Source organism: Bradyrhizobium sp. P5_C12 (assembly GCF_054049735.1).
Genome location: NZ_JBFULU010000040.1, coordinates 43,979 through 70,673, shown reverse-complemented (window position 1 = coordinate 70,673; position 26,695 = coordinate 43,979). Strand labels below are relative to the sequence as shown.

The window sequence follows — 26,695 nt, the reverse complement described above, 5'->3', positions numbered from 1 at the left end:
AAGTTGCCGTTGCTGTCCGTGCTCCAGATCGAGAAATGTCCGTCCGGTGCGTACTTCCAGGCGACATCATAGCCGCCGCCCGACACCTGCTCGGCGCCAACCACAGACCATGATCCCCAATTGGCGGCGATCACCGGACTGCCCAGATACTTCAGCACGGGCCCGGTGCCCGTGCTGATGCTGTTCAGGTGATAATTGCCACCGGACAGCACCAGGCTGGTCGATCCGGCCGACTCGATCGTGACGTCGCTGGTCACAGCGACCGGAAGACCGATCGTGCCGTCGCCGTTGAGATCCTGATGGAATGTCGTCTCCAGCGCCCTCAGCGACGGGTCGGTGGCTGACACCTCCGGCGCAGCGGCGAGCGTGGCCACAAAGTTGCCGTTGCTGTCCGTGCTCCAGATCGAGAAATGTCCGTCCGGTGCGTACTTCCAGGCGACATCATAGCCGCCGCCCGACACCTGCTCGGCGCCAACCACAGACCATGATCCCCAATTGGCGGCGATCACCGGACTGCCCGCATACTTCAGCACGGGCCCGGTGCCCGTGCTGATGCTGTTGAGGTGGTAATTGCCACCAGACAGGACCAGGCTGGTCGATCCGAACGTCTCGATCGTGCTCGGCAGGAAGCTGGAGCCCGCGGCCGTGCCATCGGCAAACCGAAAATACTCGACGCCGGTGACGGTATCGGTGCCGTCAGGTGAGCCGCTGCGCTGGTCGATCAGCGTGAAGGTCTGCGTCGAGGCGTTGTAGGAGATCGCGTAGCTGCCCTGGCCGCCCGAATACACCGCGGTGTCGGTGCCCGAGCCGCCGATGATGGTGTCGTTGCCGCCGCCGCCGGTGATCGTGTCATTGCCGGTGCCGCCGTTCAGCGTGTTGGCGATGGCATTGCCGATAATCGTATCGTTGCCGCTGCCGCCGATGGCGTTGTCGATGTAGGAGCGCGCGTCATTGTTGTAGAGATAGGCGTTGTAGACGTTGCCCGACGCGTAATGGCTGCTTCCGAGATTGGCCAGTTGAACCGACGAGAACACCGACGACGCGCCGGGATTGAGGTTGATGCTCAGGTTCGTCGTGTAGTTCGACAGGTCGTAGGTATCGACGCCGCCGCCGTCCCAGATCGTCTCGAAGATGCGGTTGGCCGAGCCGCCGGCACCGCCATTGTCGGCCGGCTGGCCGACGCCGTTGATGAACTCCTGCCCGGTGGTCGGGCTCCAGGTATAGACGGTGGTCCCGCTCTGGGTCGTGAAGTTCGCGCCGTACATCGTCTGCAGCGCGAGGATATCGTTGGCCATGTAGGTTTGCGGATAACCGTAGGCCTCGTTGGTGTAGCCGGTCAGCGGACCGCCGACATAGCTGCGATAGCTCATGACGGTGTATTCGCTGTCGTCATGCGCGCTCGGCACCGCGACGTTGGCGACGCCGCCGGTTTCCTGGCTGTGCTTGAGACCGAGGGCGTGTCCGAGCTCGTGCAGCGCGGTCGTGAAATAGTAATTGCCGAGCGCGGCCAGCGAATAGTTGTAGGCGGTTCCGAACCAGACGTCGCCGCCGGACGCGTAGTTGCCGGGGTAATAGGCGTAGGAGGTCGGATTGGCCGCCGGCGACTGCGCGACCATGATGTCGGCGCCGTTCGTCCCGGCGTATTGGATGTCGGCGTTGGTGTAGCCGAGGATCAGTCCGATCGAGTAATTGATCGCCGCCTGCATCTGGCTTGGCGCCGAGGCAAAACCCGGCGTCGTCGGCTCACCGTCGCCGCCGCTGTAGGGATTGGCGTAGTCACTGGGCGAGTCCGGAAAGCTGTAAGTGATCGTGCCGGACCATTTGACGCCCGAGAGCATGCCGTCGATATCTGCGTTGTTGGTCCTACTGACCGTGACGGCGGTAGCCAAGGCAATCTCCGAAGCAGCAAGCCCCGTTCGATTCGGGGCGCGGAGAGCAGACTCTAGCTTGAGAGCTAAACGTTTGGTTTAATTTTGGCGACCCGGCCCGGACTCCTTCCGTAAGGCCGTGTTAGCCATCAAATTCGTAGTCGTACGGGCCAGGACGGGGATACCGGTTCCGGCCACCCGCGCGATTTGCAAGGGAAACCATGAAACTGGGTCCACTCTCGGCCGGCCTGCTCGGCGCCCTGGTGGCGCTCGCCGGGCCGGATCATCGCCCTTTCGGAGGACTGCCTGTCATGGTCGGGAAGGCCAACGCGGACGACAACGGCAACGCGGTACGCGCGCCCACGGTTCCACCCGCCCGCGATCCTTCGGCGGCGGTCGCCGAGGAATACGAGGCCGCCCGTCAGCAGGGCACGCGGGAGGCATTCGAGCTCTTCATCGCGCGCCACGGCGACGATCCCCTGGCCGAGAAGGCGCGTGCCGAACTGAAGCGCCTGTCGCGCTGATCGGTCACGCATCGCAGCAAGCCGCAGGCCAGACCCCGTCAGGCACTGCATTTTGACAGGCGGCATCCGCGTCGGCTCAGTCTTGCCGCGTGATGTTTCGGCTCTATGGTGGGCACGTCATCTGTCCCCGGAGCCCTTCAAAGATGCCCTTTCCGCATGCCTCGGAAGCCCTGTCGCGCTTCACCGTGCTCGATCTGACCCGGGTCCGCTCCGGGCCCACCTGCGTGCGGCAGCTCGCGGACTGGGGCGCCAATGTCATCAAGATCGACGCGCTGACCGAGGACACCGGCGGCGAGCAGCCGGGGGGCCCGCGGCAGGGGTCCGATTTCCAGAATTTGCATCGCAACAAGCGGGCCATGACGCTCAACCTGAAAGACGAGCGCGGGCTTGCCGTGTTCAAGCGCCTCGCCGCCAAGGCCGACGTGGTGGTCGAGAATTTCCGGCCCGACGTGAAGAAGAAGCTCGGCATCGACTATGAGAGCCTGCGCGAGATCAACCCGCGCATCGTCTATGGCAGCATCTCCGGTTTCGGCCAGGACGGGCCCTATCATAAGCGGCCGGGCTTCGATCAGATCGCGCAGGGGATGGGCGGGCTGATGTCGATCACCGGCGCGCCGGGCGAAGGCCCGATGCGGGTCGGCATTCCGGTCGCCGACCTCACGGCGGGCCTGTTCTGCGCCATGGGCATCCTCACCGCGCTCCTGGAGCGCGAGGTCTCGGGCAAAGGCCAGTGGGTGCAGACCTCGCTGCTGCAGGCGCAGATCTTCATGCTCGACTTCCAGGCCGCGCGCTGGCTGATGGAGAAGGAGGTCGCCAGGCAGGCCGGCAACAACCACCCGACCAGCATTCCGACCGGCGTGTTCAAGACCTCGGACGGCTACATCAACATCGCCACCACCGGCGGACGGATCTGGGAGCGTTGCGCGCAGGCGATCGGCGCGCCGGAGCTCTACAGCCATCCCGACTACGCGACGGCGCCTAGCCGCTCCAAGAACCGCGACGCGCTCAACGCCGAGATCGAGCAGCGCACGGTGACGAAATCAACCGAGACCTGGGTCAGGGAGTTCAACGAGGCCGGCGTGCCCTGCGGACCGATCTACGCTATCGACCAGATGTTCGAGGACGCGCAGGTCAGGCATCTCGGCATCGCGCAGGACGTGCCGAACGACGAGGACCGCCACATCCGCCTCGTCGGCCAGCCCGTCACGCTGTCGCGCACGCCGAGCAAGATGGTGGCGCGGCCGCCGGAATTCGGCGAGCAGACGGATGAGGTGCTCAAAGAGTTCGGCTTCGGCGCGGACGAGATCGCCAGGCTCAGAGACGCGAAGGTGGTTTGAGGCCCTTGGGCCCCGTCACGATGTCCGCCGCAAACGACAAAGCCCGGCGTGAGCCGGGCTTTGCTTCTTGTTGGACGCCTCTGTTGATTTCAGTCGTGCTCAGTACTTCGCGACAACCGGGCCAGCGAACTGATAGTTGATGCCAGCGCGCAGGATGTGATCGGTGAAGCGCGACGACACGTTGGCGCTGATCGGCAAAGCGGGCGACAAGGTGAACGGGCCGGTCGAGAAGCTGCCGAGATCCATGTAGAGGTATTCGAGCTTGGCGCTCCAGTTCTGGGTGATCTTGCCTTCGATACCCACGCCGGCGGTCCAGCCGACGCGCGTCGTGGAGCTTGAGCCGACCGACGCAATCGGACCGAAGGGCGCGACAAGGCTGAAGCTGGACATGGTGCCCGTGGTCTTGATCTCACCGAAGGCCACGCCGCCGGTGCCGTAGAACAGCACCTTCGGGGTCGCCAGGATGCCGACGCGACCGCGAACCGTGCCGAACCACTGGAGCTTCTGGTCGACCGTCAAGGTCGTGCCGGCCGCGCCGCCGGGCGGAAGGAATGTGAAGACGGGAAGACAGGGTCCGGGGATCGGCGGAACGGCAGAACCCAAGCAGCTATAGCCGGCGCTGCCCTTCTCACCCGACCATTGAATGTCGCCTTCGACGCCGAGCACCCAGTTGGCGCGCTGCCAATTGTAGCCGGCCTGAGCGCCGGCGATGCCGCCGTTCATGTCGAACGACGCATTGGTGATGGAGCCGGCGGGCGGCGCGATCGCGGCGCCGGTTGCCGAGTTGAAATAGGAGACGTCGGTACGCGACCGGCCCCAGCTGTAGCCGCCGTTGGCGCCGACGTAGAAGCCGGTCCAGCTCCAGACCGGATCGACCATGACCGGCGCCTTGACGTAGGGCTTGGCCCCGAGATCGGCCGCCAGCGCGCCCGTCGCGAACAGCGACATCGCCGCTGCCATTCCAATCACGATCCGCTTCATGGAGATTCCCCCTCCGCACAATTTCGTGATCAAACATACGCCGGGGGGCGCCCATGGGCTGTGCCGGGCCAGCAACAACCAGAAACAATCCGGGCGAGTGACGCCCGGACTACAGCGACATCACCCCCTTATGTGGTTGAAATCAGTTATCATTCGGACTTATCGCGATGTCGCTTTAGACCCTTGCGACCATCCGACGCGGCCAAGCAAACCGTCGATCACTGGCCAGAACAGCAACACGATCGCCAAGGTTGTAATCGAGCCAACCAGGCCGTTCGACCAGAACACCTTGAGGTCACCGCCGGAGCCGATCATCGACAGGCGGAAGGCATCTTCAGCGCGGTTGCCCAGCACCAGCGCCAGCGTGAACGGCGCCAGCGGAATGCCGATCTTCTTGAAGACGTAGCCGACGACGCCGAAGCCGAGCATCAGCCAGATGTCGAACATCGCGTTCTGGATCGCATAGGCGCCGATCGCGCAGGACACCACGATCATCGGCGCCACCGCGGCAAACGGCACGCGCAGGATCGAGGCGAAGATCGGCACCGTCGTCAGCACCAGCACGAGGCCGACGACGTTGCCGAGATACATCGAGGCGATCAGGCCCCAGACGAAATCCTTGTGCTCGACGAACAGCAGCGGTCCCGGATTGAGCCCCCACACCATCAAGCCGCCGAGCAGGATCGCGGCGGTGCCGGAGCCGGGAATGCCGAGCGCCAGCATCGGCAGCAGCGCCGCGGTGCCGGAGGCATGCGCCGCCGTTTCCGGCGCGAACACGCCCTCGATGCGGCCCTTGCCAAAACTCTCGGGATCCTTGGAAAAGCGCTTGGCGAGATTGTAGCCCATGAAGGAGGCCGCGATCGCCCCGCCCGGGGTGATGCCGAGCCAGCAGCCGATGAAGGAAGAGCGCAGCAGCGTCACCCAGTATTTCGGCAGGTCCTTCCAGACGCTGAGCACGACGCGCAGCGAGATGCTTGCCGCATGGCCGCGCAGCGCCAGCCGCTCCTCCATCGTCAGCAGGATCTCGCTGATGCCGAACAGGCCGATGACGGCGACCAGGAAGTTGATGCCGCGGAGCAGCTCGGACGAGCCGAATGTCATGCGCAGATTGCCCGACACAGTATCCATGCCGATGCCCGCGAGCAGCAGCCCCAGCGACATCGAGATCACCGTCTTGTGCTTGGCCTCGCGGCCGAGGCCGACGAACGAGCAGAAGGTCAACAGATACACCGCGAAGAACTCGGGCGGGCCGAACTTCAGCGCAAAGGACGAGATCATCGGCGCCAGGAAGGTGATCAGGAGCACCGCGACCAGCGAGCCGATGAAGGAGGACGTGAACGCCGCGGTCAGCGCCTCCGCCGCCCTGCCCTGCTGCGCCATCGGATAGCCGTCGAAAGTGGTCGCGACCGACCAGGCTTCGCCGGGAATGTTGAACAGGATCGAGGTGATGGCGCCGCCGAACAGCGCGCCCCAGTAGATGCAGGACAGCATCACGATCGCCGAGGTCGGATCCATCGTGAAGGTGAGCGGCAAGAGAATCGCCACGCCGTTGGGGCCGCCGAGGCCGGGGAGCACACCGACGAAGATGCCGAGCACCAGCCCGACCATCATCAGCACCAGCGTCTTCCACGTGAGCAGGACGGCGAAGCCGTGAACCAGGAGACCGAACGCTTCCATCGCAACCGCCCTAGTAGCCGAAGGCCGCTTCGAGCGGTCCCTTCGGCATGATGACGTCGAAGGCGATGTCGAAAGTGACGAACATGATCGCCGTGAACAGGAAGGCGGTGAGCAGCGACTTCCACAGCGCGATCCGGCCGACCAGCCACATGAAGCCGGCGATCAGGAGGAAGCTCGCGACATAGAGGCCGAGGAACTGCATCACCAGGCAGAACAGCAGCGTCGGCGCGAACACCGCCATCACGCGGCGAGCTTGCGCGCGGGTCACGAAGGTTTCGGATGCAGCACGGCGCGCAACGAGCGCCGCGATCAGGCCGTAGAGGCTACCGCCGCCGAGGATGACGGAGAGGTAGAACGGGAAATAGCCGGGCTCCGGCCCGGTCGAATCCCAGGAGGCGCCGGTGCGCCAATTGTCGTAGCCGAGCGCGACGGCCAGCGCGAGCAGCAGCAGAGAGACGACGATTTCGACCGTGCCGGAGCTGACGACGGAAGGCGAGTCGTCTTCAGGCGCGGTCGGATCGTCGACGACGATTTCAAGATCGGTTTGGGACATTTTCTGTTGGGGACGGAGTGCGGGCAATTCTCCCTCTCCCCGCCTGCGGGGAGAGGGTTGGGGTGAGGGGGAGTCTCCGCAGGGACGGTGAGCATTGGACTCGCGGAGAGAGCCCCTCACCCCAACCCTCTCCCCGTAAGAACGGGGCGAGGGAGTAGAGCATCTTACTTCGCGACGAATCCCGCTTCCGTCATCAGCGACTTGTTGAGCGCATCGTCCTCCTCGAGGAATTGCACCATGTCCTTGCCGGTGAGGAAGATCGGCTTCAGCGCCTGCTTTTCCATGTAGTCCTTGTATTCCGTGGTCTGCGTCACCTTGTGGAACAGATCGACATAGAACGCCTGCTGCTCAGCCGTGACCTTGCCGGGCAGAAACATCGCGCGCAACATCAGATACTGCACGTCGACGCCCTCTTCCTTGCAGGTCGGGATGTCGGCCCAGGATTGCGTGTCCGTCACCTTGCTGGTGTAGGAGATGCGCTCCTTGTCGAACACGCAGAGCGGACGCACCTGGCCGGCGCGCCAGACCTCGAGGTTTTCGCTCGGGTTGTTGACGTTGGATTCGGTGTGGTTGCCGACCAGCTGGGTCGCGGCCTCGCCGCCGGACTTGTAGGGCAGGTAGGAGAATTTCGCGCCGGTCTTCTGCTCCAGGAACACGGTCAGGACGTGATCCTCCCGCTTGGAGCCGGTGCCACCCATCTTGAACGGCGCGCTCGCGGCCTTCGCGGCCTCGACGAATTCCTTCACCGTCTTGGGACCTGCGCTGTTGTCCCACAGCACGAACTGGTCGAGCGCGACCACCGAGACCGGGGTCAGCTCACGCCAGTTGAACGGGATCTTCGCCGACAGCGGCAGCATGTAGATCAGCGAATAGGCGATCAGCACCTTGTTCGGATCGCCGTCGCTGGATTTCATGTACATCAACGCTTCCGCGCCCGAAGCGCCGCCCTTGAGCGAGACCACGATCGGCTGCTTCATCAGATTGTTCTTCTGGATCGCCGCCTGCATCATCCGCGCCATCTGGTCGGAGGCGCCACCCGCGCCCGCCGCCACCACGATCTCGACGGGTTTTGTCGGCTCCCAGCCGGCAAAAGCCGGTGCAGCCCAAAGCGCGGCTCCCAGCGTGATCGCGGCCTTCATTCCATGTCCCACGCGCGTCTTCCCTATGTTCTTGTTCGGATTGGAATTCAGAGGTGAATTCAACTGCCCATTGTGCTGGCGAATTCGACCGAGTTCAAGCCGCCCGGCGTCATCCCCCTTATGACTTTGGAATGAGACTGGCGCGACAAAAAAAGCGAGCCCCTTTCGGGGCCCGCGTCTCAGGCTTCGGTCGCGACCGCCTATACGACCAGTATGTCGTGCTGGTTGAGCAGCACGCCGCTCTGGACGCTGACGACGGCGACCGCAGAGCCCTGGGTCCCGTCGGCGCTGTAGTACAGCGTCTGGTTGCCGGTATCGAAATGGAACTGGGAGAATCCAGAGAACGCGTCGTCGCCGGATGTCTCGAACGTCACGTCCATCCCCGCCGCCAGGCCGCCGCCGAAGCTGCTCGCCGAGATCGCGATACGGTCGTGCTCGGTGGTGTTGTTGAAATCCATGATCTGGCCGGGTGCGGTCGGTGGCTGAAGGAACGCGAAGGTGTCGTTGCCGCCGCCGCCGGTCATGACATGGCCGGCCGCCGTCCCGATCAGGATATCGTTGCCGCCGCCGCCGTTCAGGGCCTCGGTCCCGTTGGTGGCGATGAGGATATCGTCGCCGCCGGTCCCGTTCAGCACCGCCGCGCTGGCGACGTTGTTGATGACGGTGGCGGTCGCGGTCGTGGCGGACGTCGTCGTCCCGTCGGATGCCGTGTAGTTGAACGAGCCGCCGAGCGTCGCATCGTCACCGAAGAACGCATCGCCGAAGAACTTGACGGCGCTGCCGCCAGAGCTCGTCGTGATATTGCCGAACGAGAGATGGTCGATGGTGTCGGGGTCGGTATCGTTCAGAGCCAGCGCCCAGCCGGGAATCTCGACCGTCGCGCTGGCGCCGACATCGGTGATCACGGTTTCGCTCACCGCGGTCGGGGCATCGTTGGTACCGTTGATGGTGACGGTGACGTCCTGCGTGGTCGACCCGCCATTGTTGTCGGCAATCGTCACCAGATAGTCCTGGGTCAGCACCTGCCCCTGCGCCAGGAACTGGATATCGGCATTGTTCACGGTGTAGTGCCAGACGAGCGACCCGGTGCCGCCGGCCTCGCTGATCGGATCGAGCGTGAACGTGCCGACATAACCGCTGCCGTTCGCCACAAAGCTTGCGCTGTGCGTATCTCCCGTCTCGGCGTCGGAAAACAGCAGCGAGCCCGCGGTGGCTTCGGTGGCGGGTCCCGTCGCCGGGCTAACATTGACGGAGTCGAGGATCATGCCGGTGGCATCGTCCTCGTAGGAAAACTGCAGCAGCGTCGACGGCAGCGAGGCGTCGCCGATGAGATCGAAGGAATAGTGGTTGACGCCGGCCGGCACGTTGCCGAGCGACAGGATCGTCGCGCCGTCCCACGAGACCGAGAACGGCGTGTTGACGCCCTCGGGATCGCCGATGACGTCGAAGCTGATGAAATAGTGCTGGCCGGGCGTGGTCGAGACGTTCTGCGACAGCGATTCCGGACCGGTCGTCGGCAGGAGCTCGACCGAATAATGGCCGAAGCTGCCGCCGAGCTCGAGCTGCGCGACGTGGATGTGGCCGCCGCTCACCGTCCAATTGGCGAAATTTCCGGTCTCGAAATCGCCGTTGAGGATCACCGGCGGGCCGGCGTCCTCGGTGACCGATCCGGACAGATTGGCCACGGTGACCAACGGATTGTCGTTGGCGCCGTCGATGTTGAAGGTCAGCGTGGTCGAGGCCTGATGGCCCTGGCCGTCATCGACCGTGAAGGTGAACTGATCGGTGACGCTATCGCCTGCGAGCAGTGCGTCGACCGATGAATCGGCGACATAGCCGTAGGAGCCGTCGGCGTTGAGCACCAGCGTTCCATGCGCGCCGGCCACCGAATGGCCGACATTGGCGGCGCTGCCGTTGACCTCGCTGACGGTCCGCGGCGTGCTCAGGTCGACCGGCTGGATGACGTCGAAGATGGCGCCGGTTGCGATTCCCGTGCCGGCATCGGGGCCCGCCGTATCGGACGCAGCAATGCTCACCGGCGTCACCACCAGCGGATCGGCCGCACCGTTGATGGTGACGGTGACGGTCTGGGTCGAGCTGGTGTAGCCGTCCGCGACGATGATGTCATATTGCACCGTCAGCGTCTCGCCGACGCTCAGGAAGTCGAGATCGGCATCGGCAATGCTGAAGCCCCAGTCGATGCCGCCATGGCCGGTGCCGGTCGAGTCATGCAGCACGGTGAAGACCGCCGACTGGAGGTCCACCAGGGTCTGACCCGGGATGGCGAAGGTGTTGGCCGACCACACCGCCGAATCCAGCACCACGCTGACCGAATGCGTGTCCGACAGATCGACATCGTCGAAGCTCAGCGTTCCCGTCGGCACCGGGCTTGTGGTATCGGGCGACTGCGATCCGGTTACGCCGGCCTGCTCCGACAGCGAGGCCGATCCCGGTCCACTGGTCATCGCGACCGCGTCGTTGGCGCCGGTGATGACGACCGAGACCGTCTGCGTCGAATTGGTCGAGCCGTCGGCGACCTTGATATTGTAGTTCACCGTCAGCGTCTCATTGGCGGCAAGATAATCGAGGTCCTGGTCGGCAATGGCAAAATTCCAGTCGATGCTGCCAGTGCCGGTGCCCGTGGAATCGTGCAGCGTGGTCGTCAGCGCGGCGGCAAGATCGGCCTGCGTCGCTGCCGGCGGCGTCGCCCCGGAGGTCGAACCGAGCGTGACTGTCACCGTATGCATGTCGCTGGTGTCCTGGTCGGTGAAAGCGAGCGTGCCCGCCGGGATCGTCGGCGTCGTGTCCGGCACTGATGAGCCCGTGGTGGCATCCAGCTCGGTCACGGTGGACGATTCCGGACCGCTGGTGATGACGACGGGATGGTTGACGCCGAGAATCGTGATGGTGACGTCCTGGGTGGTGGAGCCGCCGTGACCGTCGTCGACCGCGACGCGATAGACGAGCTTCAGCGTCTCGCCGCCGTTGAGGAAATTGGTCGAAGAATTGGCCAGCGCGAAATTCCAGTCGACCTCGCCGACCAGATGGTTTGTCGAATCCTGGAGCGCGGTGCCGAACGCGGCCAGCAATTGCGCGTTGGTCAGGGGTATCGAACCGCCGCCCGAACGGATCGCGGTGACGGTGGTCGAGACGGAATGCGCGTCGGCGAGATCGATATCGGCGAACAACAGGCTGTCATGCGCGGTGAGATTGCCGCTCGGATCGACATTGTGATCCTCGACGAGCGCGGCCGATTCCGGACACGACAGGAACACCGGCTTGTCATTGGTGCCGACCACGTTGACCATGACGGTCTGCGTCGAGACGCCGCCGGCGTGGTCGTCGAGCTGCACCGTGTAGGTGATGTCGAGATGCTGGCCCGCCGCGAGATAGTCGAAGGCGAGATCGGGCGCCAAGAACGTGGTGTTGATGGTGCCGGTAGCGGAGCCGGACGTCTTGACGACGTTGTCGACGTGAAAGAACGTCATCAGCTCGGCGTTGCCGAGCGGGCCCGGCAGCAGGCCTGCGGTCGCGCCGGAAGCGGATACGCCGATCACCGTCGCGGTGTGGCCGGTGTTGGTGAGATCGTCGTCGGTGAAGTTGAGCGCGACGTGAACCGTGTCGGGCGAGAGCGACAAGGTCTGGTTGGCCTGTTCGGTCACGGTCGCCGCCGTCGTCATGTTGATCACCGGCTTGTCGTCGGTGCCGGTCACCGTGATCTTGACGGTCTGGATCGCGTAGCCGCCGTGGTTGTCGGAGACCTTGATGTCGTAGGTCAGCACCAGGGTCTGGTTCTTGGCGAGGAAATCGAAATCCTGGTCCTGGTCGCTGAAATTCCATTTGAGCTGGCCCGAGCCGTTCGTATCGCTCAGGATCTGCGATTGCATCGCGGTCTGGAAATGCGCAAGCGACGCGGCGGGGATGATCGTTCCGCTGGACAGCACCGCGGAATGCAGCGTCGCGGTCGTCGTATGGGTGTCGGTCTTGTCGCTGTCCTTGAAGCTCATCGTCCCGGACAGCGTGTGCAATGCGGTTGAATCGTCGGTGTTGGCGAATTCGGTGAAGCTGCCCGTTGCGGATGACGAGGTGAAAACCGGCGTATGATTGGTCATGGAAAAATCCCTGCCTGCGTTGCCATGGAGGCGCCACCGCACGAAGACGCGGCGACGCGACTAATCGGTCCGAGAGATCAGACGTGACTCAACGTTCCTGACTTAAGAGTCTTGGCTTAAGAGCTTTGGCTTGTTCGCGAGGCCGTGCCTGGCGTCGGGATGGTGAGCAGCAATGAATTCTGGCGCGGTTCGCGTCGTCGAAACTACGTCGCTACTTTTTCAGTTCAATTTCAGTTCAATGACGTCCGGTTGCAGCGGTCGGCCGGAACGCTTCACACAAATCACGTCACTCAATGCGACCGGACTCAAATCACTTGAAAGACCGGCCTGCCGGTTCGAAAAATGCGAGCCGGCGCATGCAACCTCTGGCATCTTATGACCGAGCTCGTCGCGTCGTCAACGTGAACGCGCAAGCGCAGGCGCGCACAATCGCGGTTCCGGGCGACGGAACCGATTGAAAGATTTATGACAATTGGAAATGCGCGAACGACTGACAATCGCTGTCGGCAGCTCGTTTCGGCCTTCGCGCCGCATCTGAAGCCGGACGAAAGCGCCAACGATCCGCGCTACTTGCCCTTCCAGTTCGGCGTGCGCTTGTTGAGGAAGGCGTCCATGCCCTCGCGGAAATCTTCGCTCATATAGGCTTTCAGGATCAGGTCCTCGCCCTCTTCGCGCGACAGCGTGCGGCGGATCCGGCGCACCGCTTCCTTGGTGGCTTCGAGCGTGAGCGGCGCGTGGCTCGCGACGAGCTTTGCGGTCTCATCCGCGCGACGCTGCAGCGTCTCGACGTCGGGCACGATTTCGTTGAGCAGGCCGAGCGCCAGAGCCTCCGGCGCCTCGACCAGGCGCGCCTTGAAGATCAGATCCTTGGTGCGGGCAGGTCCCACCAGCGAGACGACGCGGCTGATGTTCGACATCGACAGGCAGTTGCCGAGCGTGCGCGCGATCGGAAAACCGATGCGCGTGGTTTCGGTGCCGATGCGCAAGTCGCAGCAGGCCGCAATCCCGGCGCCGCCGCCGGTGCAGGCACCGGCGATCGCCGCGATCACGGGCACGCGGCATTGCTCCAGCGTGCCGAGCACGCGGTCGATCCGCGCCTCGTAGTCGAGCGCATCCTGCGCGGTCTTGAACGCACGGAATTGAGAGATGTCGGTGCCGGACGCGAACGCCTTGTCGCCGGCCCCTGTCAGGATCAGCGCCTTGATCGAGCGGTCGGCGTTGATCTCCTGGCAGATCTCCGCCATGCGCTCATACATGGCGAAGGTCAGTGCGTTGCGCGCCTGCGGGCGGTTGAAGGTGATCCGCGCGATGCCGTCCTGGACGGAGTAGAGCAGGTCTTCGTTGGTCGTCGTCGGTGCGTTCATCGCGCGCTCACTTCACAGTTGTTGATTTCAGGCGACCTGCGCCTTGGCCATCGGCACCACGTCGCGTCCCTTCAGGACGTCCATGGCCGCCAACACGCCGCCGCTTCGATGCGGGACCTTTGCAAGATCCAGGCCCATCTCGACGCCGGCGAGCGTGCCCATCAGCATCAGATCGTTGAAATGGCCGATATGGCCGATGCGGAACACCTTGCCCTTGACCTTGTTCAGGCCGGTGCCGAGCGACATGTCGAAATTCTCGAGCACCACCTTGCGGAAGGCGTCGGCGTCATGGCCCTCGGGCACGCGCACGCCGGTCAGCGCAGGCGAATGCGCGGCAGGATCGGCGCACTGCGTCTCCAGGCCCCAGACCTTGATCGCGGCGCGCGTCGCCGCGCTGTGGCGCTTGTGGCGGGTCCACACGTTCTCCAGCCCCTCCTCCTCCAGCATCTTCACCGCCTCGCGCAGGCCGTAGAGCAGGTTGGTGGCGGGCGTATAGGGGAAGGTGCCGAGCTTGTTGAAGGAGATGACCTCCTGCCAGTCCCAATAGGAGCGCATGCCGGGATTGGCCTTGGCCACCGCGAGCGCCTTGTCCGAGACGGCGTTGAAGCCGAGACCGGGCGGCAGCATCAGGCCCTTCTGCGAGCCCGCGACCGAGACATCGATGCCCCAGGCATCGTGCTCGTATTCCATCGAGCCGAGGCCGGAGATGGTGTCGACCATCAGCAGCGCCGGATGCTTGACGCGGTCGAGCAGCTTGCGCACGTCGAGCGGCGGCGTGACGCAGCCGGTCGAGGTCTCGTTGTGCACGACGCAGACCGCCTTGATCTTATGCTGCTTGTCGGCGACGAGGCGCTGCTCGATCTCATTGAGGTCCGCGCCGTGGCGCCAGTCGCCCGGGATGAAGTCGACGTCGAGCTTGAACTTGTCGGCGATGCCGCGCCACAGCACGGCGAACTGGCCGGTCTCGCACATCAACACCTTGTCGCCGGGGGCGAGCACGTTGACCATCGCCGCCTCCCAGGCGCCGGTGCCGGACGAGGGGAAAATGATCACGGGCTGCTTGGTGCGGAACACCCGCTGCATCGAAGCCAGGACGGCGAAACCGAGCTCGGCGAACTCCGGACCGCGATGGTCCAGCGTCGGCATGTCCATCGCCCGCAGCACCCGGTCGGGCACGTTGGTCGGTCCTGGAATCTGTAAGAAATGCCTTCCAGTATGCACGGTCATAGGCGTCCTTCCCGGTCTTGCCTTGATTTTGATGGCCGCCGAATAGCACCATTTGACCGGCTTGTCCCCTCCCCTTAAGGCGCCTCCCATGCATAACCGGCGGACCTCCGTACCGAGGCCGCCCCTACTCCGCGGCCACCACCTTTCCCAACGGCACGTGCCCCTCGGTTTCCGTGAACGGCCGCTCCGGATGCATCAGGAAGGCGGCAAAGCCGCCGAGCAGCAACAGGCCCATCGACATCAGGAACGGCAGGTACCAATTCCCGGTCGCGTCGATCACGAAGCCGGCTACGAGCGGTGAGACGATCGCGGCGAAGGCCGAGCCGGTGTTCATGAGTCCCGAGGCGGTGCCGGAATATTTCGGGGCGATGTCCATCGGGATCGACCACATCGGGCCGATCACGAGCTCGGCACAGAAGAAGCCGGCCGACAGGCACAGCGCAACGATCGTGATGTCGTGGACGAACAGGATCGGCAACAGCGAGAGCAGCGCCCCCGTAAATCCCGCAACGGTGACGCTGAGCCGCGCCAGCCGGACATTGCCGGTGCGGCCGAGGATCTTGTCCGACAGCACGCCGCCGACGCTGTCGCCGACCACGCCGGCGAAGAACACGCCCGAGGCGAACAGCGCCGAGTTCTTGATGTCGAGACCGTAGTTGTTCTTGAAGAACAGCGGCAGCCAGTTGAGGTAGAGCCACAGGCACCAGCCGTAGCAGAAATAGGTCAGCGTCACTGGCCACATCCGCGCGAGCAACGGGCCCCACGGCACACGCGGCCGTTCTCCGGTCGGGCGCGGCGGCAGTGCCGCGAGCTCGGCTGCGGTGATGGAGGCATGCTCCTTCGGTTCGTTGCGGAAGTACCAGACCCAGACGACACCCCACACTAGGCTGACGAAGCCGAGCACGACGAACGCGCCGCGCCAGGTCAGCCAGAGGATCAGCAGCGCGACCACCGGCGGCGTCACCGCGTTGCCGAGCCGGGCGAAGGAATGCGTCAGGCCTTGCGCAAAACCGCGGCGGTTCGCCGGCGTCCAGTATTGCATCGCGCGCGTTGCGGTCGGAAAGGTCGCGCCCTCGCCGAAGCCGAGCGCGAAGCGCGCGATGAACAGCGCGGTAAGACCATGCACGAAGCCGGTCATGATGGTCGCCACCGCCCAGATCATGCCGCACCAGAACAGCGTCTTGCGCGGTCCGAAACGATCGCCGACCCAGCCGCCGATCACCTGGAACAGCAGGTAGGGATAGGCGAAAGCGGAGAAGACGAGACCGAGCTGAGTGTTCGAAAGGCCCAGCTCCTTCTGGATCTCGCCCGCCGCGGTGCCGATGTTCACCCGGTCGACATAGGTGATGAAATACATCGCGCAGAGCATCGCCAGCACGACATGCGTGGCCTTGAACCGAACTCCCATCCACCCCTCCCGAATTTCTGTTTTTATGATTGTCGCTCGCGTGTGCCCTGCGCGATTTAAGTGCCGACCACTTTCAGATGCGGCGAGGAATTCCCCTGCGGGCGCTGCTCCAGGAGCTTCATCGCGGCCTCGACGCCGCCGGACCGGTGCGGCACGCCGGCAACCGACAGGCCCATTTCCACACCGGTGAGCGCGCCGAGCAGCGTCAACGCATTGCATTCGCCGAGATGGCCGATGCGGAAGACTTTTCCGGCGACCTTTGACAGGCCCGAGCCGAGCGACATGTTGTAATTGTCGAGCACCACTTTCCGAAACTGATCGGCATCATGTCCCGGCGGCATGAGCACCGCGGTGAGCACCGGCGAGAACTCGGCCGGCTCCTGGCAGAGCACCTCGAGACCCCAATGGTTGACGGCGGCGCGGGTTGCCGCAGCCAGCCGGTGATGGCGCGCGAACACGTTGTCGAGCCCCTCTTCGAGCAGCATCGCGATCGCCTCGCGCAAGCCATAGAGCAGGTTGGTCGCCGGCGTGTAGGGGAAGAAGCCCTTTGCGTTGGGCTTGAGCATCTCCTCCCAGTCGAAATAGGAGCGCGGCATCTTGTTGGTCTTCGAAGCCGTGCGGGCCTTCTCCGAGATCGCGTTGAAGCCGAGGCCGGGCGGCAGCATAAAACCCTTCTGCGAGCAGCTGACGCTGACGTCGACCTTCCATTCGTCGTGGCGGTAATCGACCGAGCCGAGCGAGGAGATGGTGTCGACCATCAGCAGCGCCGGATGCGAGGCGCGGTCGATCGCGGCGCGGATTTCGGCGATGCGGCTGGTCGCGCCGGTCGAGGTCTCGTTGTGCACGACCATCACCGCCTTGATCGCGCGCGCCTTGTCCTCGGCGAGCTTCGCCTCGATCTGGGCGGGGTCGGCGCCGCGGCGCCAGTCGCCGGGAATGAAGTCGACCTCGATGCCGAACCGTGCCGCCATCTGGCGCCACAGGGTGGCGAAGTGGCCGGTCTCGACCATCAGCACCTTGTCGCCCGGCGACAGCGTGTTGACGATCGCGGCCTCCCAGGCGCCCGTCCCCGAGGAGGGAAAGATCACCACCGGCCCCGCGGTCTGGAAGATCTTCTGGCTGCCCTCGAGCACGGCCCGGCCGAGCTCGCCGAATTCCGCGCTGCGGTGGTCGATCACCGGCATGTCCATGGCGCGCAGGACGCGCTCGGGCACCGGGCTCGGGCCCGGAATCTGAAGGAAATGGCGTCCCTGATGCATGAAAACCTCCCTGGCGGCGGATTCTGGCCGGCTCATCTGGCTATTTTGCATTCATTTTTTGTCCTTTCAATCAAAATTTGGTATTCGATCGTGGACGTCGACGCGACCAACCGGGCAAACTATTGTGCTGCAAATGAAATCCACGATTCCCGACTCCGGGGTTCCGATCGCCCCGCCGGCCGGCAATGGCGGCGACCGCCAGGAAGCCTCGCTTCACGGCGAGATCCTGCTGCGGCTGCGCGACTACGTGGTCGAGGGCAATATCCCCGACGGCGCGCGCGTGCCCGAGCGCCAGCTCTGTGAGATGCTCGGGATCTCCCGGACGCCCTTGCGCGAAGCGCTCAAGGTGCTCGCCGCCGAGGGCCTGATCGAGCTCCTGCCCAACCGCGGCGCGCGGGTGCGCCAGCTCAGCCAGCGCGACCTCGAGGAATTGTTCGACGTGATGGCGGGACTGGAAAGCCTTGCCGGACGGCTGGCCTGCGAGGCCATCACTGACGAGGAAATCACCGCGATCGAGCAGCTCCATTACGAGATGTATGGCCACTATCTGCATCGCGACATGCACGGCTATTTCCAGATCAACCAGCGCATCCACGAGAGCATCGTCGCGGCCGCGCGCAACGAGACGCTGAAGACCGCCTACGCCAACTTCGCGGGCCGGATCCGCCGCGTCCGCTACTCCGCCAATTTCGCCCGTAAGCGGCAGCGCTGGGCGGAGGCGATGCGCGAGCACGAAGCCATCCTCGACGCGCTGCGCCGCCGCGCCGGCAGCGAATTGAGCGACATCCTGTTCCAGCACCTGCGCAACAAGCGGACAGCCGCCATCGAGCACCTAGCCGAGTCCCAACAGGACGCGCCGGCGTCGCCCTGAGGGGCACCCACCTTGCTCATTTTGAATTCATAATATAATCGATCAGAAAGAGGAATGAATAATCCAAGAGGCCAACCGCCTCGTTGGATCACTCCGGGACCAGGGATGACAAACGCCTCCTCGCTCGAACGGCGCCTGCGCGCGGAAATGACCGGCGACGTCCTGTTCGACGCTTTCAGCCGCGGCCGCTACGCCACCGACGCCTCGTTCTACCAGATCATGCCGGCGGGCGTGGTGGTGCCCAAAACCATGGACGAGGCGCTGCGGGCGCTGGCTATCGCCCGCGACGACGGACGCAAGGTCACCCCGCGCGGCGGCGGCACCTCGCAATGCGGCCAGACCGTCAACGACGGCCTCGTCGTCGATCTCTCCAAGCACCTGAACCGGGTCCTGTCGCTCGACGTCGAGGGCCGCACCTGCGTGGTCGAGCCCGGCATCGTGCTCGACGATCTCAACCGCCAGCTCAGGAAGCACGGCCTGTGGTTCCCGGTCGACGTCTCCACGGCGTCACGCGCCACCATCGGCGGCATGGCCGGCAACAATTCCTGCGGCGGCCGCTCGCTCCGCTACGGCACCATGCGCGACAACACGCTGTCGATGGAGGCAGCCCTTGCGGACGGCACGCTGAGCCGCTTTGGCGAGGTGCCACGCGACCTCTCCGATGCCGACGCTGGCGACACCACGCGCGCCCTGTTCCGCGACATGCTCGATCTCGGCGCGCGCGAGGCCGGGGAGATTGCCGCGCGCTTTCCAAAGGTGCAGCGCCGCGTYGGCGGGTACAATCTCGATGCGCTGGTGCCGCGCAACGCGCCGAACAACATGGCGCATCTCTTGGTCGGCTCCGAAGGAACGCTGGCCTTCACCACCAAGGTCGAGCTGAAGCTGTGGCCGGTGATCCGCAACAAGGCGCTCGGCATCTGCCATTTCGGCAGCTTCTACGAGGCCATGGACGCGGCCCAGCATCTGGTCAAGCTCAAGCCGATCGCGGTCGAGCTGGTCGACCGCACCATGCTCGCGCTCGGCCGCGACATCGCGATGTTTCGGCCGATCATCTCTGCCGCCATCAAGGGCGATCCGGATGCCGTGCTGGTGGTCGAGTTCGCCGAGGAGGATCAGGTCGACAATCTCTTGCGCCTCAAGCAGCTCGGCGAGCTGATGGGCGACCTCGGTTTCGGCTGGACCAACGACAAGCGCAAATGGGGCGGCGTGGTCGAGATATCAGAACCGGCGCTCCAGGGCGGCATCGCCGATTTCCGCGCCGCCGGCCTCAACGTCATGATGTCGATGAAGCAGGAGGGCAAGCCTGTCTCCTTCGTCGAGGACTGCGCCGTGCCGCTGCCGCATCTGGCCGACTACACCGCCCGGCTGAACGAGGTTTTTGCCAGGCACGGCACCAGCGGCACGATGTATGCACATGCCTCCGAGGGCTGCCTGCATGTGCGGCCGGTGCTGAACCTCAAGCTGGAGAAAGACGTCAAGGCGATGCGCGCCATTGCGGAAGAAGCCTTCGCCATGGTGCGCGAATACAAGGGCTCGCATTCCGGCGAGCATGGCGACGGCCTGGTCCGCTCCGAATTCCACACCACGATGTTCGGCGAGCGCCTCGTCGCCGATTTCAAGGAGGTGAAGCAGCGCTTCGATCCCGATGGCGTGCTCAACCCCGGCAAGATCGTCGACGCGCCGAAGATGGACGACCGCTCGCTGTTCCGCTTCAAACCGGACTATCGCGTCGCTGACCTCAAGACAAAACTCGACTGGTCCGCCTATCCCGGCGCCGGCGGCGGTTTCCAGGGCGCGGTCGAGATGTGCAACAACAACGGCGCCTGCCGCAAGCTCGAGGGCGGCGTGATGTGCCCGTCCTACCGCGCGACGCGCAACGAGAAGGACGTCACCCGCGGCCGCGCCAACAGCTTGCGGCTCGCAATCTCCGGGCAGCTCGGCCCCGATGCGTTGTCGTCGGACGAGATGATGGAGACGCTGAAACTCTGCGTCTCCTGCAAGGCCTGCCGCCATGAATGCCCGACCGGCGTCGACATGGCCAAGATGAAGATCGAGGTGCTGGCCGCGCGCGCAGCCTCCCACGGCCTGACACTGCGCGACCGCCTGGTCGGCTATCTGCCGCGCTATGCCGGCCTTGCCGCGCGCTTCGCGCCGCTGGCGAATTTGCGCAACCGCAGCCCGCTGCTGCGAAAACTGTTTGAGCGCTTTGCCGGCATCAGCGCGCGCCGTGCCCTCCCCGCTTTCCGCAGCGACGTGTTCGTGTCGCCAGCGGAAGCGGTCGGCCCTGAGACCGGCCGTGAAGTCGTTCTGTTCGCCGACACTTTCAACCGGATCTATGAGCGCGAGAACCTCGACGCCGCGTTGCGCGTGCTCGCGGCCGGCGGTTATCGCGTGCATCTGCCGAAGCCTGCGGGCGGCGGCCGCCCGCTGTGCTGCGGCCGCACCTTCCTCTCGGCCGGCCTCGTCGACGAGGCCAGGACCGAGCTCGACCGGCTGGTCGCTGCCTTTGCCCCCTTCGCCGCGCGTGGCGTGCCGATCGTCGGTCTCGAGCCGAGCTGCCTGTTGACGTTGCGTGACGAACTCGGTTCGCTACGCAAGGACAACGACGCCAAGGCCGTCGGTGCCCACGCGCTGACTTTCGAGGAATTTCTGGTGCGCGAGGCCGAGGCCGGCCGGCTGCAATTGCCGCTCGGCACCGTCGCCGACAAGGCCGTGGTGCACGGTCATTGCCATCAAAAATCCTTCGGTGCCTTCAAGCCGGTCGAGCAGGTGCTGCGCCTGGTCCCCGGCCTCAAGGTCGAGACCATCGAATCGAGCTGTTGCGGCATGGCCGGCGCCTTCGGTTACGGCGCTGACACCTACGATGCCTCGATCGAGATGGCCGAGCTGTCGCTGCTCCCCGCGGTGCGGCGCGCGGACCAGGCGGCGCTCGTCGTGGCCGACGGCACCTCCTGCCGGCATCAGATCCAGGACGGCGCGCAGCGCGAGGCGCTTCACGTCGCGCGCGTGCTGGCCATGAGTCTCGATCGCGCGACAACCCCATCCACGACCTCTCCCGTTGCAAAGGAACCCATCCATGGCTGAACTGACTCTCGACACCGCCCGCAAGATCCTCGACGCCGCCTTCGCCAAGGCCACCGAGTTGAAGCTGAAGCCGCTCGTCGTCACCATCCTGGACGCGCGCGGCGTCATCAAGCTTGCCGCTGCGCAAGACGGCACCAGCCTGATGCGCGCCGAGATCGCCCACGGCAAGGCCTATGGCGCGCTCGCGCTGGGCATGGGCTCTCGCGCGCTGTACCAGCGTGCCCAGGAGCAGGCCTATTTCATCGACGCCGTGAACACGATTGCCAAGGGCGCGCTGGTGCCGGTCCCCGGCGGCGTGCTGATCATGGACGGCACCACCCTGCTCGGCGCCGTCGGCGTCTCCGGCGACACCTCGGACAATGACGAGGCGTGTGCGGTGGCGGGCATCCAGGCGACCGGACTGAAGGCCAACGCGGGGTGAACAGTGCCGTAGGGTGGATTAGCGTAGCGTAATCCACCTCTTCTGCATCCGCAGAGACAGACATCCGCGCGCCGATGCCTCCCCAACGTCGTCCTGGCGAAAGCCAGGACCCATTACCACCGGCGGATGTTATCGTGAAGATTGATGGTTGGCAGCGCGCACAACAACTGACTGCTGGGGTAATGGGTCCTGGCTTTCGCCAGGACGACACCGGCCCCCCTCACCGTCCCGTCCAAACCGGCTTGCGCTTTTCGCCGAACGCCTTCAGCCCTTCCTTGGCGTCCTCGGTCATCGCGAGCAGGGCAATCTGGCTTTCGGTGTAGGCGATGCTCTCGTCGAACGACATCGAGGCAATCGCCCGCATGGCGTATTTGCCGCGGCGGATCGCGGTCGGGGACTTGTCGACGATGCGGCCGATCAGCCAGTCGACCTTGGCGTCAAGCTCGGCCGCAGGCACGACATAGTTGAGGAGCCCCGCGGCCTGCGCCGCCTTGGCGTCGAACGGCTCGCCGGTCAGCGCCCATTCGTTGACGAGGCGCCGCGGCGCGATGGTCTGCAACAGGCTCAGCACCTGCATCGGGAACACGCCGACCTTCACTTCGGGCAGGCCGAAGACGACGTGATCGGCCGCAACCGCCATGTCGGTCATGCACAACAGGCCCATGCCGCCGGCCATGCAGACGCCCCCGACCCGCGCAACCGCCGGTTTCGTGGCGTTCTGTGACAAACGTAACAGATCGGCATAGTCGACATTTGGTTTGGAATGATCCATCGCGAAAGCCGCGCCGGAGTTCTGCAGATCGGCGCCGGCGCAAAACGCCTTGTCGCCCGCGCCCGTCAGCACGATGACGCGGACGTCCTTGTCGTCATGCGCCTCGCGATAGCCCTTGGTGATGCCGGCGATCACCTCGCCGTTCAGCGCGTTGCGTTTCTCCGGCCGGTTGATGGTGATCCAGAACGCCTGCCCGCGCTTCTCGGTGATGACGCTTGTGGTGTCGGTCATGGCACGCTCGCTTCCTTGCTCCTGTTTTGCAGCCATTTGCGGCAGGTCGGGCGGCAGGCGCAAGGGCAATCTACGGCGACGTGTCACCATAGCGTGTGGGCGCAACTTCGCTTCGCGATTGAATTATGGGTGACGGTCGCTATCCTGACTGAAGATTTTATCACCGATGAGCCATTTCATGCGCGCCGCCGCCGTATTGCTTCTGGCAGGCTTGATCGTCGCGAGCGGCAGCACCGCAGGCCGCGCGGCCGATGCCGCCAAGATCGCGCTGGTGATCGGCAACGCAAAGTACCCCGACAACGAGTTCGTGCTCACCGACGTCGCCAATGACATTCAGGACGTGACCGAGGAACTGAAGCGCAACGGCTTCGCCGTCGACCGGCAGATCAACCTCACGGGCGACACCATGCGGCAGGCGCTGGATCGCTTCTATGCCCGGATCGAGCGGGGCACGGCGGCGCTGATCTTCTTCGACGGCTTTGGCATCCAGTCCAACCGGCAGACCTACCTCCTGCCGGTCGATGCGCAGATCTGGACCGAGCCGGACGTGTCGCGCGACGGCTTCAGCCTGGATGCCATCCTCGCCGAGATGAATACACGCGGTGCCGCAATCAAGATCGCGCTGATCGATGCCTCCCGCCGCAATCCGTTCGAGCGGCGTTTTCGCCGCTATTCCGCTGGCCTTGCGCCGACGATCGCGCCGAGCAACTCGCTGATCCTGTATTCCGCCGCGCTCGGCGCGGTGGTGGCGGGCGGCAAGACCGATCGTAGCCTGTTCGTCACCGAGCTGCTGCGCGAAATGCGCGCACCGAACATCAGCGCCGAGCAGGCGTTGACCAACACCAAGAATGGCGTGGTCGGCGCGACCAACCGCGAGCAGGTGCCCTGGCTGTCATCGTCACTGACATCGGAGTTTTCCTTCGCCGGTCTGGTGACGCGGCCGCCGGACAACAAGAGCCCCGATCAGATTCCGTCCAAGCCCGAGCCGCAGAAACCGGAGCTGCAGAAGCCGGTCTGCGAGGTGTCGCAGCCCGACGCGGCGCCCGGCGCCGACGACCTCGCCAGAGATCCGGTCATCGCCGATCTCAGCCGCAAGATCGCGGCCAACGCCAACGACACCGTCTCGCGCTACAAGCGCGGCCAAGTCTATGCGATCAAGCGCGCCTACGCGCCGGCGATGCAGGATTTCGACGTGGTGATCCGCCGCGCCCCCAGGGATGCGGAAGCCCTGAACAACCGCTGCTGGACGCGTGCCGCGACCGGAGACCTGCAAGGCGCGCTCGCCGATTGCAATCTGGCGCTTCAGATCGATCCCGGATTGAGCGATGCGCTCGACAGCCGCGGGCTCGTCAACCTCAAGCTCGGCCGGACCGCCGAGGCGATCAAGGATTATACCGACGCAATCCAGCGCAACCCGCGCTCCTCCTCGTCGCTGTTCGGTCGCGGCGTCGCCGCCCGCAAGAGCGGCAGCGACGGCGCGGCCGACATCGCCCTGGCGAAATCCATGAACCCGAACATCGCGAAGGAGTTTGCGGGCTACGGCGTGACGGAGTGCGTGCCCTGAGGCGCGGTCGCATGCTGGGCCTCATGGTTCGAGACGCGCCGGAAGCGGCGCTCCTCACCATGAGGGTCTAAGATCTCTCCGCGCAACGAGACCTCATCCTGAGGAGCCCGCCAAAGGCGGGCGTCTCGAAGGATGGCAGATCAAACGGCTGCGGCCTTCCTGATCCAGACCTTGTTGTCGTGGAATGCGGCGCCGCCGATCGGCGCGATCGCATCCGCCCCCGTCAGCATGTTGATGCCGCGGCCGCCGATATGGCCCTTGTTCGGATGAACGGATTCCGCGATCAGCACGCCGCGCCGCACGCCGTCGAACAGCGTTGCGACCAGCGTGGTCTCGCCGCGGGCGTTACCGAGCGTCACGGCATCACCGTCGGCAATGTCGAGTGCAGCCGCGTCCATAGGATGGATCATCACGCTCGCCTTGCCCTCGCGCGCCTGCGAGGACGGCGTCTCGTTGAAGGTGGTGTTGAGGAAGCTGCGCGAGGGGCTGGTCGCAAGCCGGAACGGATGGGCCTGGTCGGTGTGCTCGATCACCGCCCAATGGTCCGGCAGCGACGGCATCTTGTCGAACTCGCCCATCATCAAGCCGAACGGCGGATGCGCCCAATCGGCCTTGAAGTGGAATTTCCTGTCGGCATGGGCAAAGCCGTCGAGATAATGCGCGGTGCGAAAATCCGGTTGCAGGTCGCGCCAGAGGTCGGCTTCGAGCGCAGCGATATCGCCGTGGTCGCTCAGCTCCAGCGTCGCGTCGATCAATTCGCGCGAGGACATCTCGAAGCCCGGATGCTTGGCGCCGAGCCGCGGCGCCAGCGCCTGCAGCACCTGATGGTTGGAGCGGCATTCGCCGGGCGGGTCGATCAGCTTCGCACCCACGGAGATGTGCTGGTGGCCGCCGCCGTAATAGAGATCGTCGTGCTCCATGAACATGGTCGCCGGCAGCACGATGTCTGCCATCTGCGCCGTCTCGGTCATGAACTGCTCGTGCACCGCGACGAACAGATCCTCGCGCGCAAAGCCCTGGGCTACCAGCGCCTGCTCCGGCGCCACCGTCATCGGATTGGTGTTCTGGATCAGCATCGCCTTGATCGGCCCCTTGCCGTGCAAGGCCTCGGCATCGCCGGTGAGGATGCGGCCGATCTGCGACTGGTCGAGCGCGCGGGTGGTCTTGTCGATCGCGTCGTGGCCTTCGATGATGGATTCGTCGAAGTGCCACAGCGCGTAATTGTTGAAGAAGGCGCCGCCGCCTTCATATTGCCAGGCACCGGTCACCGCGGGAATGCACAGCGCCGCATGCATCTGCGTCGCGCCGTTGCGGGAGCGGGTGAAGCCGTAGCCGAGCCGGAAGAACGCCCGCTTGGTCTCGCCGACCAGTTTGGCAAAGGCCTCGATCTCGGACACCGGCACGCCGCAGATCGCGGAGGCCCATTCGGGGTTACGCGTCTTCAGATGCGCCTCGAGCTCGGCCGGGCAGTCGGTGTATTTGTCCATGTAGGCGCGGTCGGCATAGCCGTCGCGAAACAGCACATGCATGACGCCGCAGGCGAACGCGCCGTCGGTGCCGGGGCGCAGGATGATCTTGATGTCAGCCTGCTTCATGGTCTCGTTGTCGTAGATGTCGACGGCCGCGATCTTGGCGCCGCGCTCCTTGCGGGCACGCGCGGCGTGCGTCATCACGTTGACCTGGGTGTTGACGGGGTTGGTGCCCCAGATCACGACGAGGTCGGAGAGTGCCATCTCGCGCGGATCGACGCCGGCGATCTTGCCGGTGCCGACGGCATAACCGACGCGCGCGACATTGGCGCAGATGGTCGAATAGAAGCGCGAATATTTCTTCACATGGGTGAGACGGTTGAGGCCGTCGCGCATCACCAGCCCCATCGTGCCGGCGTAGTAATAGGGCCAGATCGATTCTGCGCCGAAATCGCGCTCGGCCGCATTGAAGCGATGCCCGATCTCGTCCAGCGCCTCGTCCCAGGAAATCCGCGCGAATTGACCGGAGCCCTTCGGCCCGGTGCGGCGCATCGGATAGATCAGCCGCTCGGGGTGATGGATGCGCTCGGCGTAGCGGGCGACCTTGGCGCAGACCACGCCGGCCGTATAGGTCTGCTTTTTCGAGCCGCGGACACGGCCGATGCTGCGGCCCTCGACCACCTCGATATCGAGGGCGCAGGCCGAGGGGCAATCATGCGGGCAGGTCGAATGACGGATTTCGATCTTGGCGTGCTGGTTCATGTCCCAGTTCGTAACACCAAAATACCGGCCAGCCGAGTGCATTTATCCGGCAATGCCCATGCGAATTGCTCA

At 64.8% G+C, this 26,695-nt stretch carries 18 protein-coding genes; 6 read left to right on the top strand and 12 right to left on the bottom strand.

Going from position 1 to position 26,695, the window contains the following annotated elements; all coding sequences use genetic code 11:
* On the bottom strand, window positions 1-1,889 hold a 1,889-nt coding region (locus tag ACXJMY_RS28580; protein ID WP_456622694.1), incomplete at its 3' end, for a M10 family metallopeptidase C-terminal domain-containing protein.
* A 200-nt stretch (window positions 1,890-2,089) separates the two neighbouring features.
* Here ACXJMY_RS28580 and ACXJMY_RS28575 point away from each other — a divergent pair.
* Together ACXJMY_RS28575 and ACXJMY_RS28570 are read left to right on the top strand one after the other, a co-directional pair.
* Window positions 2,090-2,392 carry a hypothetical protein gene (locus ACXJMY_RS28575; protein WP_456622693.1) on the top strand — a complete coding sequence of 101 codons (303 nt, stop codon included), beginning with the start codon at window positions 2,090-2,092 and terminating at the stop codon, window positions 2,390-2,392.
* Window positions 2,393-2,535: 143 nt separating this feature from the next.
* Window positions 2,536-3,729: a CaiB/BaiF CoA transferase family protein gene (locus tag ACXJMY_RS28570; protein ID WP_456622692.1), complete on the top strand. Its 1,194-nt coding sequence runs from the start codon at window positions 2,536-2,538 to the stop codon at window positions 3,727-3,729.
* Between the two features lie 99 nt (window positions 3,730-3,828).
* Here ACXJMY_RS28570 and ACXJMY_RS28565 read toward each other — a convergent pair whose 3' ends face one another.
* The 9 genes from ACXJMY_RS28565 to ACXJMY_RS28525 all read right to left on the bottom strand — a co-directional run bounded on the left by ACXJMY_RS28565 (window position 3,829) and on the right by ACXJMY_RS28525 (window position 17,449).
* Window positions 3,829-4,710, bottom strand: coding sequence for an outer membrane protein (locus ACXJMY_RS28565; RefSeq protein WP_456622691.1), 882 nt, complete (start codon window positions 4,708-4,710; stop codon window positions 3,829-3,831).
* Between the two features lie 159 nt (window positions 4,711-4,869).
* Window positions 4,870-6,387, bottom strand: coding sequence for a tripartite tricarboxylate transporter permease (locus ACXJMY_RS28560; protein WP_456622690.1), 1,518 nt, complete (start codon window positions 6,385-6,387; stop codon window positions 4,870-4,872).
* Window positions 6,388-6,397: 10 nt separating this feature from the next.
* Window positions 6,398-6,940 (bottom strand): tripartite tricarboxylate transporter TctB family protein, encoded by a 543-nt coding sequence (locus tag ACXJMY_RS28555; RefSeq protein ID WP_456622689.1) that lies wholly within the window; start codon window positions 6,938-6,940, stop codon window positions 6,398-6,400.
* A gap of 164 nt (window positions 6,941-7,104) precedes the next feature.
* On the bottom strand, window positions 7,105-8,079 hold the full coding sequence (locus tag ACXJMY_RS28550) for a tripartite tricarboxylate transporter substrate binding protein (RefSeq protein WP_456622688.1): 975 nt from the start codon (window positions 8,077-8,079) through the stop codon (window positions 7,105-7,107).
* Window positions 8,080-8,279: 200 nt separating this feature from the next.
* Window positions 8,280-12,191, bottom strand: coding sequence for a beta strand repeat-containing protein (locus ACXJMY_RS28545; protein ID WP_456622687.1), 3,912 nt, complete (start codon window positions 12,189-12,191; stop codon window positions 8,280-8,282).
* Between the two features lie 566 nt (window positions 12,192-12,757).
* A complete protein-coding gene (locus ACXJMY_RS28540; protein ID WP_456622686.1) occupies window positions 12,758-13,555 on the bottom strand; it encodes an enoyl-CoA hydratase/isomerase family protein in 798 nt (265 codons plus the stop codon).
* Window positions 13,556-13,582: 27 nt separating this feature from the next.
* The gene (locus ACXJMY_RS28535; RefSeq protein WP_456622685.1) at window positions 13,583-14,782 is read right to left on the bottom strand and encodes a pyridoxal-phosphate-dependent aminotransferase family protein; all 1,200 of its coding nucleotides are present in this window, start codon (window positions 14,780-14,782) and stop codon (window positions 13,583-13,585) included.
* Window positions 14,783-14,906: 124 nt separating this feature from the next.
* The gene (locus ACXJMY_RS28530) at window positions 14,907-16,190 is read right to left on the bottom strand and encodes an MFS transporter (RefSeq protein WP_456622684.1); all 1,284 of its coding nucleotides are present in this window, start codon (window positions 16,188-16,190) and stop codon (window positions 14,907-14,909) included.
* Between the two features lie 56 nt (window positions 16,191-16,246).
* Window positions 16,247-17,449 (bottom strand): pyridoxal-phosphate-dependent aminotransferase family protein, encoded by a 1,203-nt coding sequence (locus ACXJMY_RS28525; protein WP_456622683.1) that lies wholly within the window; start codon window positions 17,447-17,449, stop codon window positions 16,247-16,249.
* A gap of 133 nt (window positions 17,450-17,582) precedes the next feature.
* Here ACXJMY_RS28525 and ACXJMY_RS28520 point away from each other — a divergent pair, with 133 nt between their 5' ends.
* From ACXJMY_RS28520 to ACXJMY_RS28510, 3 genes are all read left to right on the top strand, one after another.
* Window positions 17,583-18,320, top strand: coding sequence for a GntR family transcriptional regulator (locus ACXJMY_RS28520; protein ID WP_456622682.1), 738 nt, complete (start codon window positions 17,583-17,585; stop codon window positions 18,318-18,320).
* Window positions 18,321-18,425: 105 nt separating this feature from the next.
* Window positions 18,426-21,404 carry an FAD-binding and (Fe-S)-binding domain-containing protein gene (locus tag ACXJMY_RS28515; protein ID WP_456622681.1) on the top strand — a complete coding sequence of 993 codons (2,979 nt, stop codon included), beginning with the start codon at window positions 18,426-18,428 and terminating at the stop codon, window positions 21,402-21,404.
* A complete protein-coding gene (locus ACXJMY_RS28510; RefSeq protein WP_456622680.1) occupies window positions 21,397-21,825 on the top strand; it encodes a GlcG/HbpS family heme-binding protein in 429 nt (142 codons plus the stop codon). Before ACXJMY_RS28515 ends, ACXJMY_RS28510 begins: the two co-directional genes overlap by 8 nt.
* Window positions 21,826-22,045: 220 nt before the next feature.
* On the opposite strand, the gene ACXJMY_RS28505 is transcribed toward ACXJMY_RS28510, so the two are convergent.
* Entirely contained in the window at window positions 22,046-22,828 is a 783-nt protein-coding gene (locus tag ACXJMY_RS28505) for an enoyl-CoA hydratase/isomerase family protein (protein ID WP_456622679.1), read from the bottom strand.
* 166 nt (window positions 22,829-22,994) lie between these two features.
* Here ACXJMY_RS28505 and ACXJMY_RS28500 point away from each other — a divergent pair, with 166 nt between their 5' ends.
* Window positions 22,995-24,392: a caspase family protein gene (locus ACXJMY_RS28500; protein WP_456622678.1), complete on the top strand. Its 1,398-nt coding sequence runs from the start codon at window positions 22,995-22,997 to the stop codon at window positions 24,390-24,392.
* A 140-nt stretch (window positions 24,393-24,532) separates the two neighbouring features.
* On the opposite strand, the gene ACXJMY_RS28495 is transcribed toward ACXJMY_RS28500, so the two are convergent.
* Window positions 24,533-26,623, bottom strand: a complete 2,091-nt coding sequence (locus ACXJMY_RS28495) for a molybdopterin oxidoreductase family protein (RefSeq protein WP_456622677.1) — start codon at window positions 26,621-26,623, stop codon at window positions 24,533-24,535.
* Window positions 26,624-26,695: the final 72 nt, after the last annotated feature.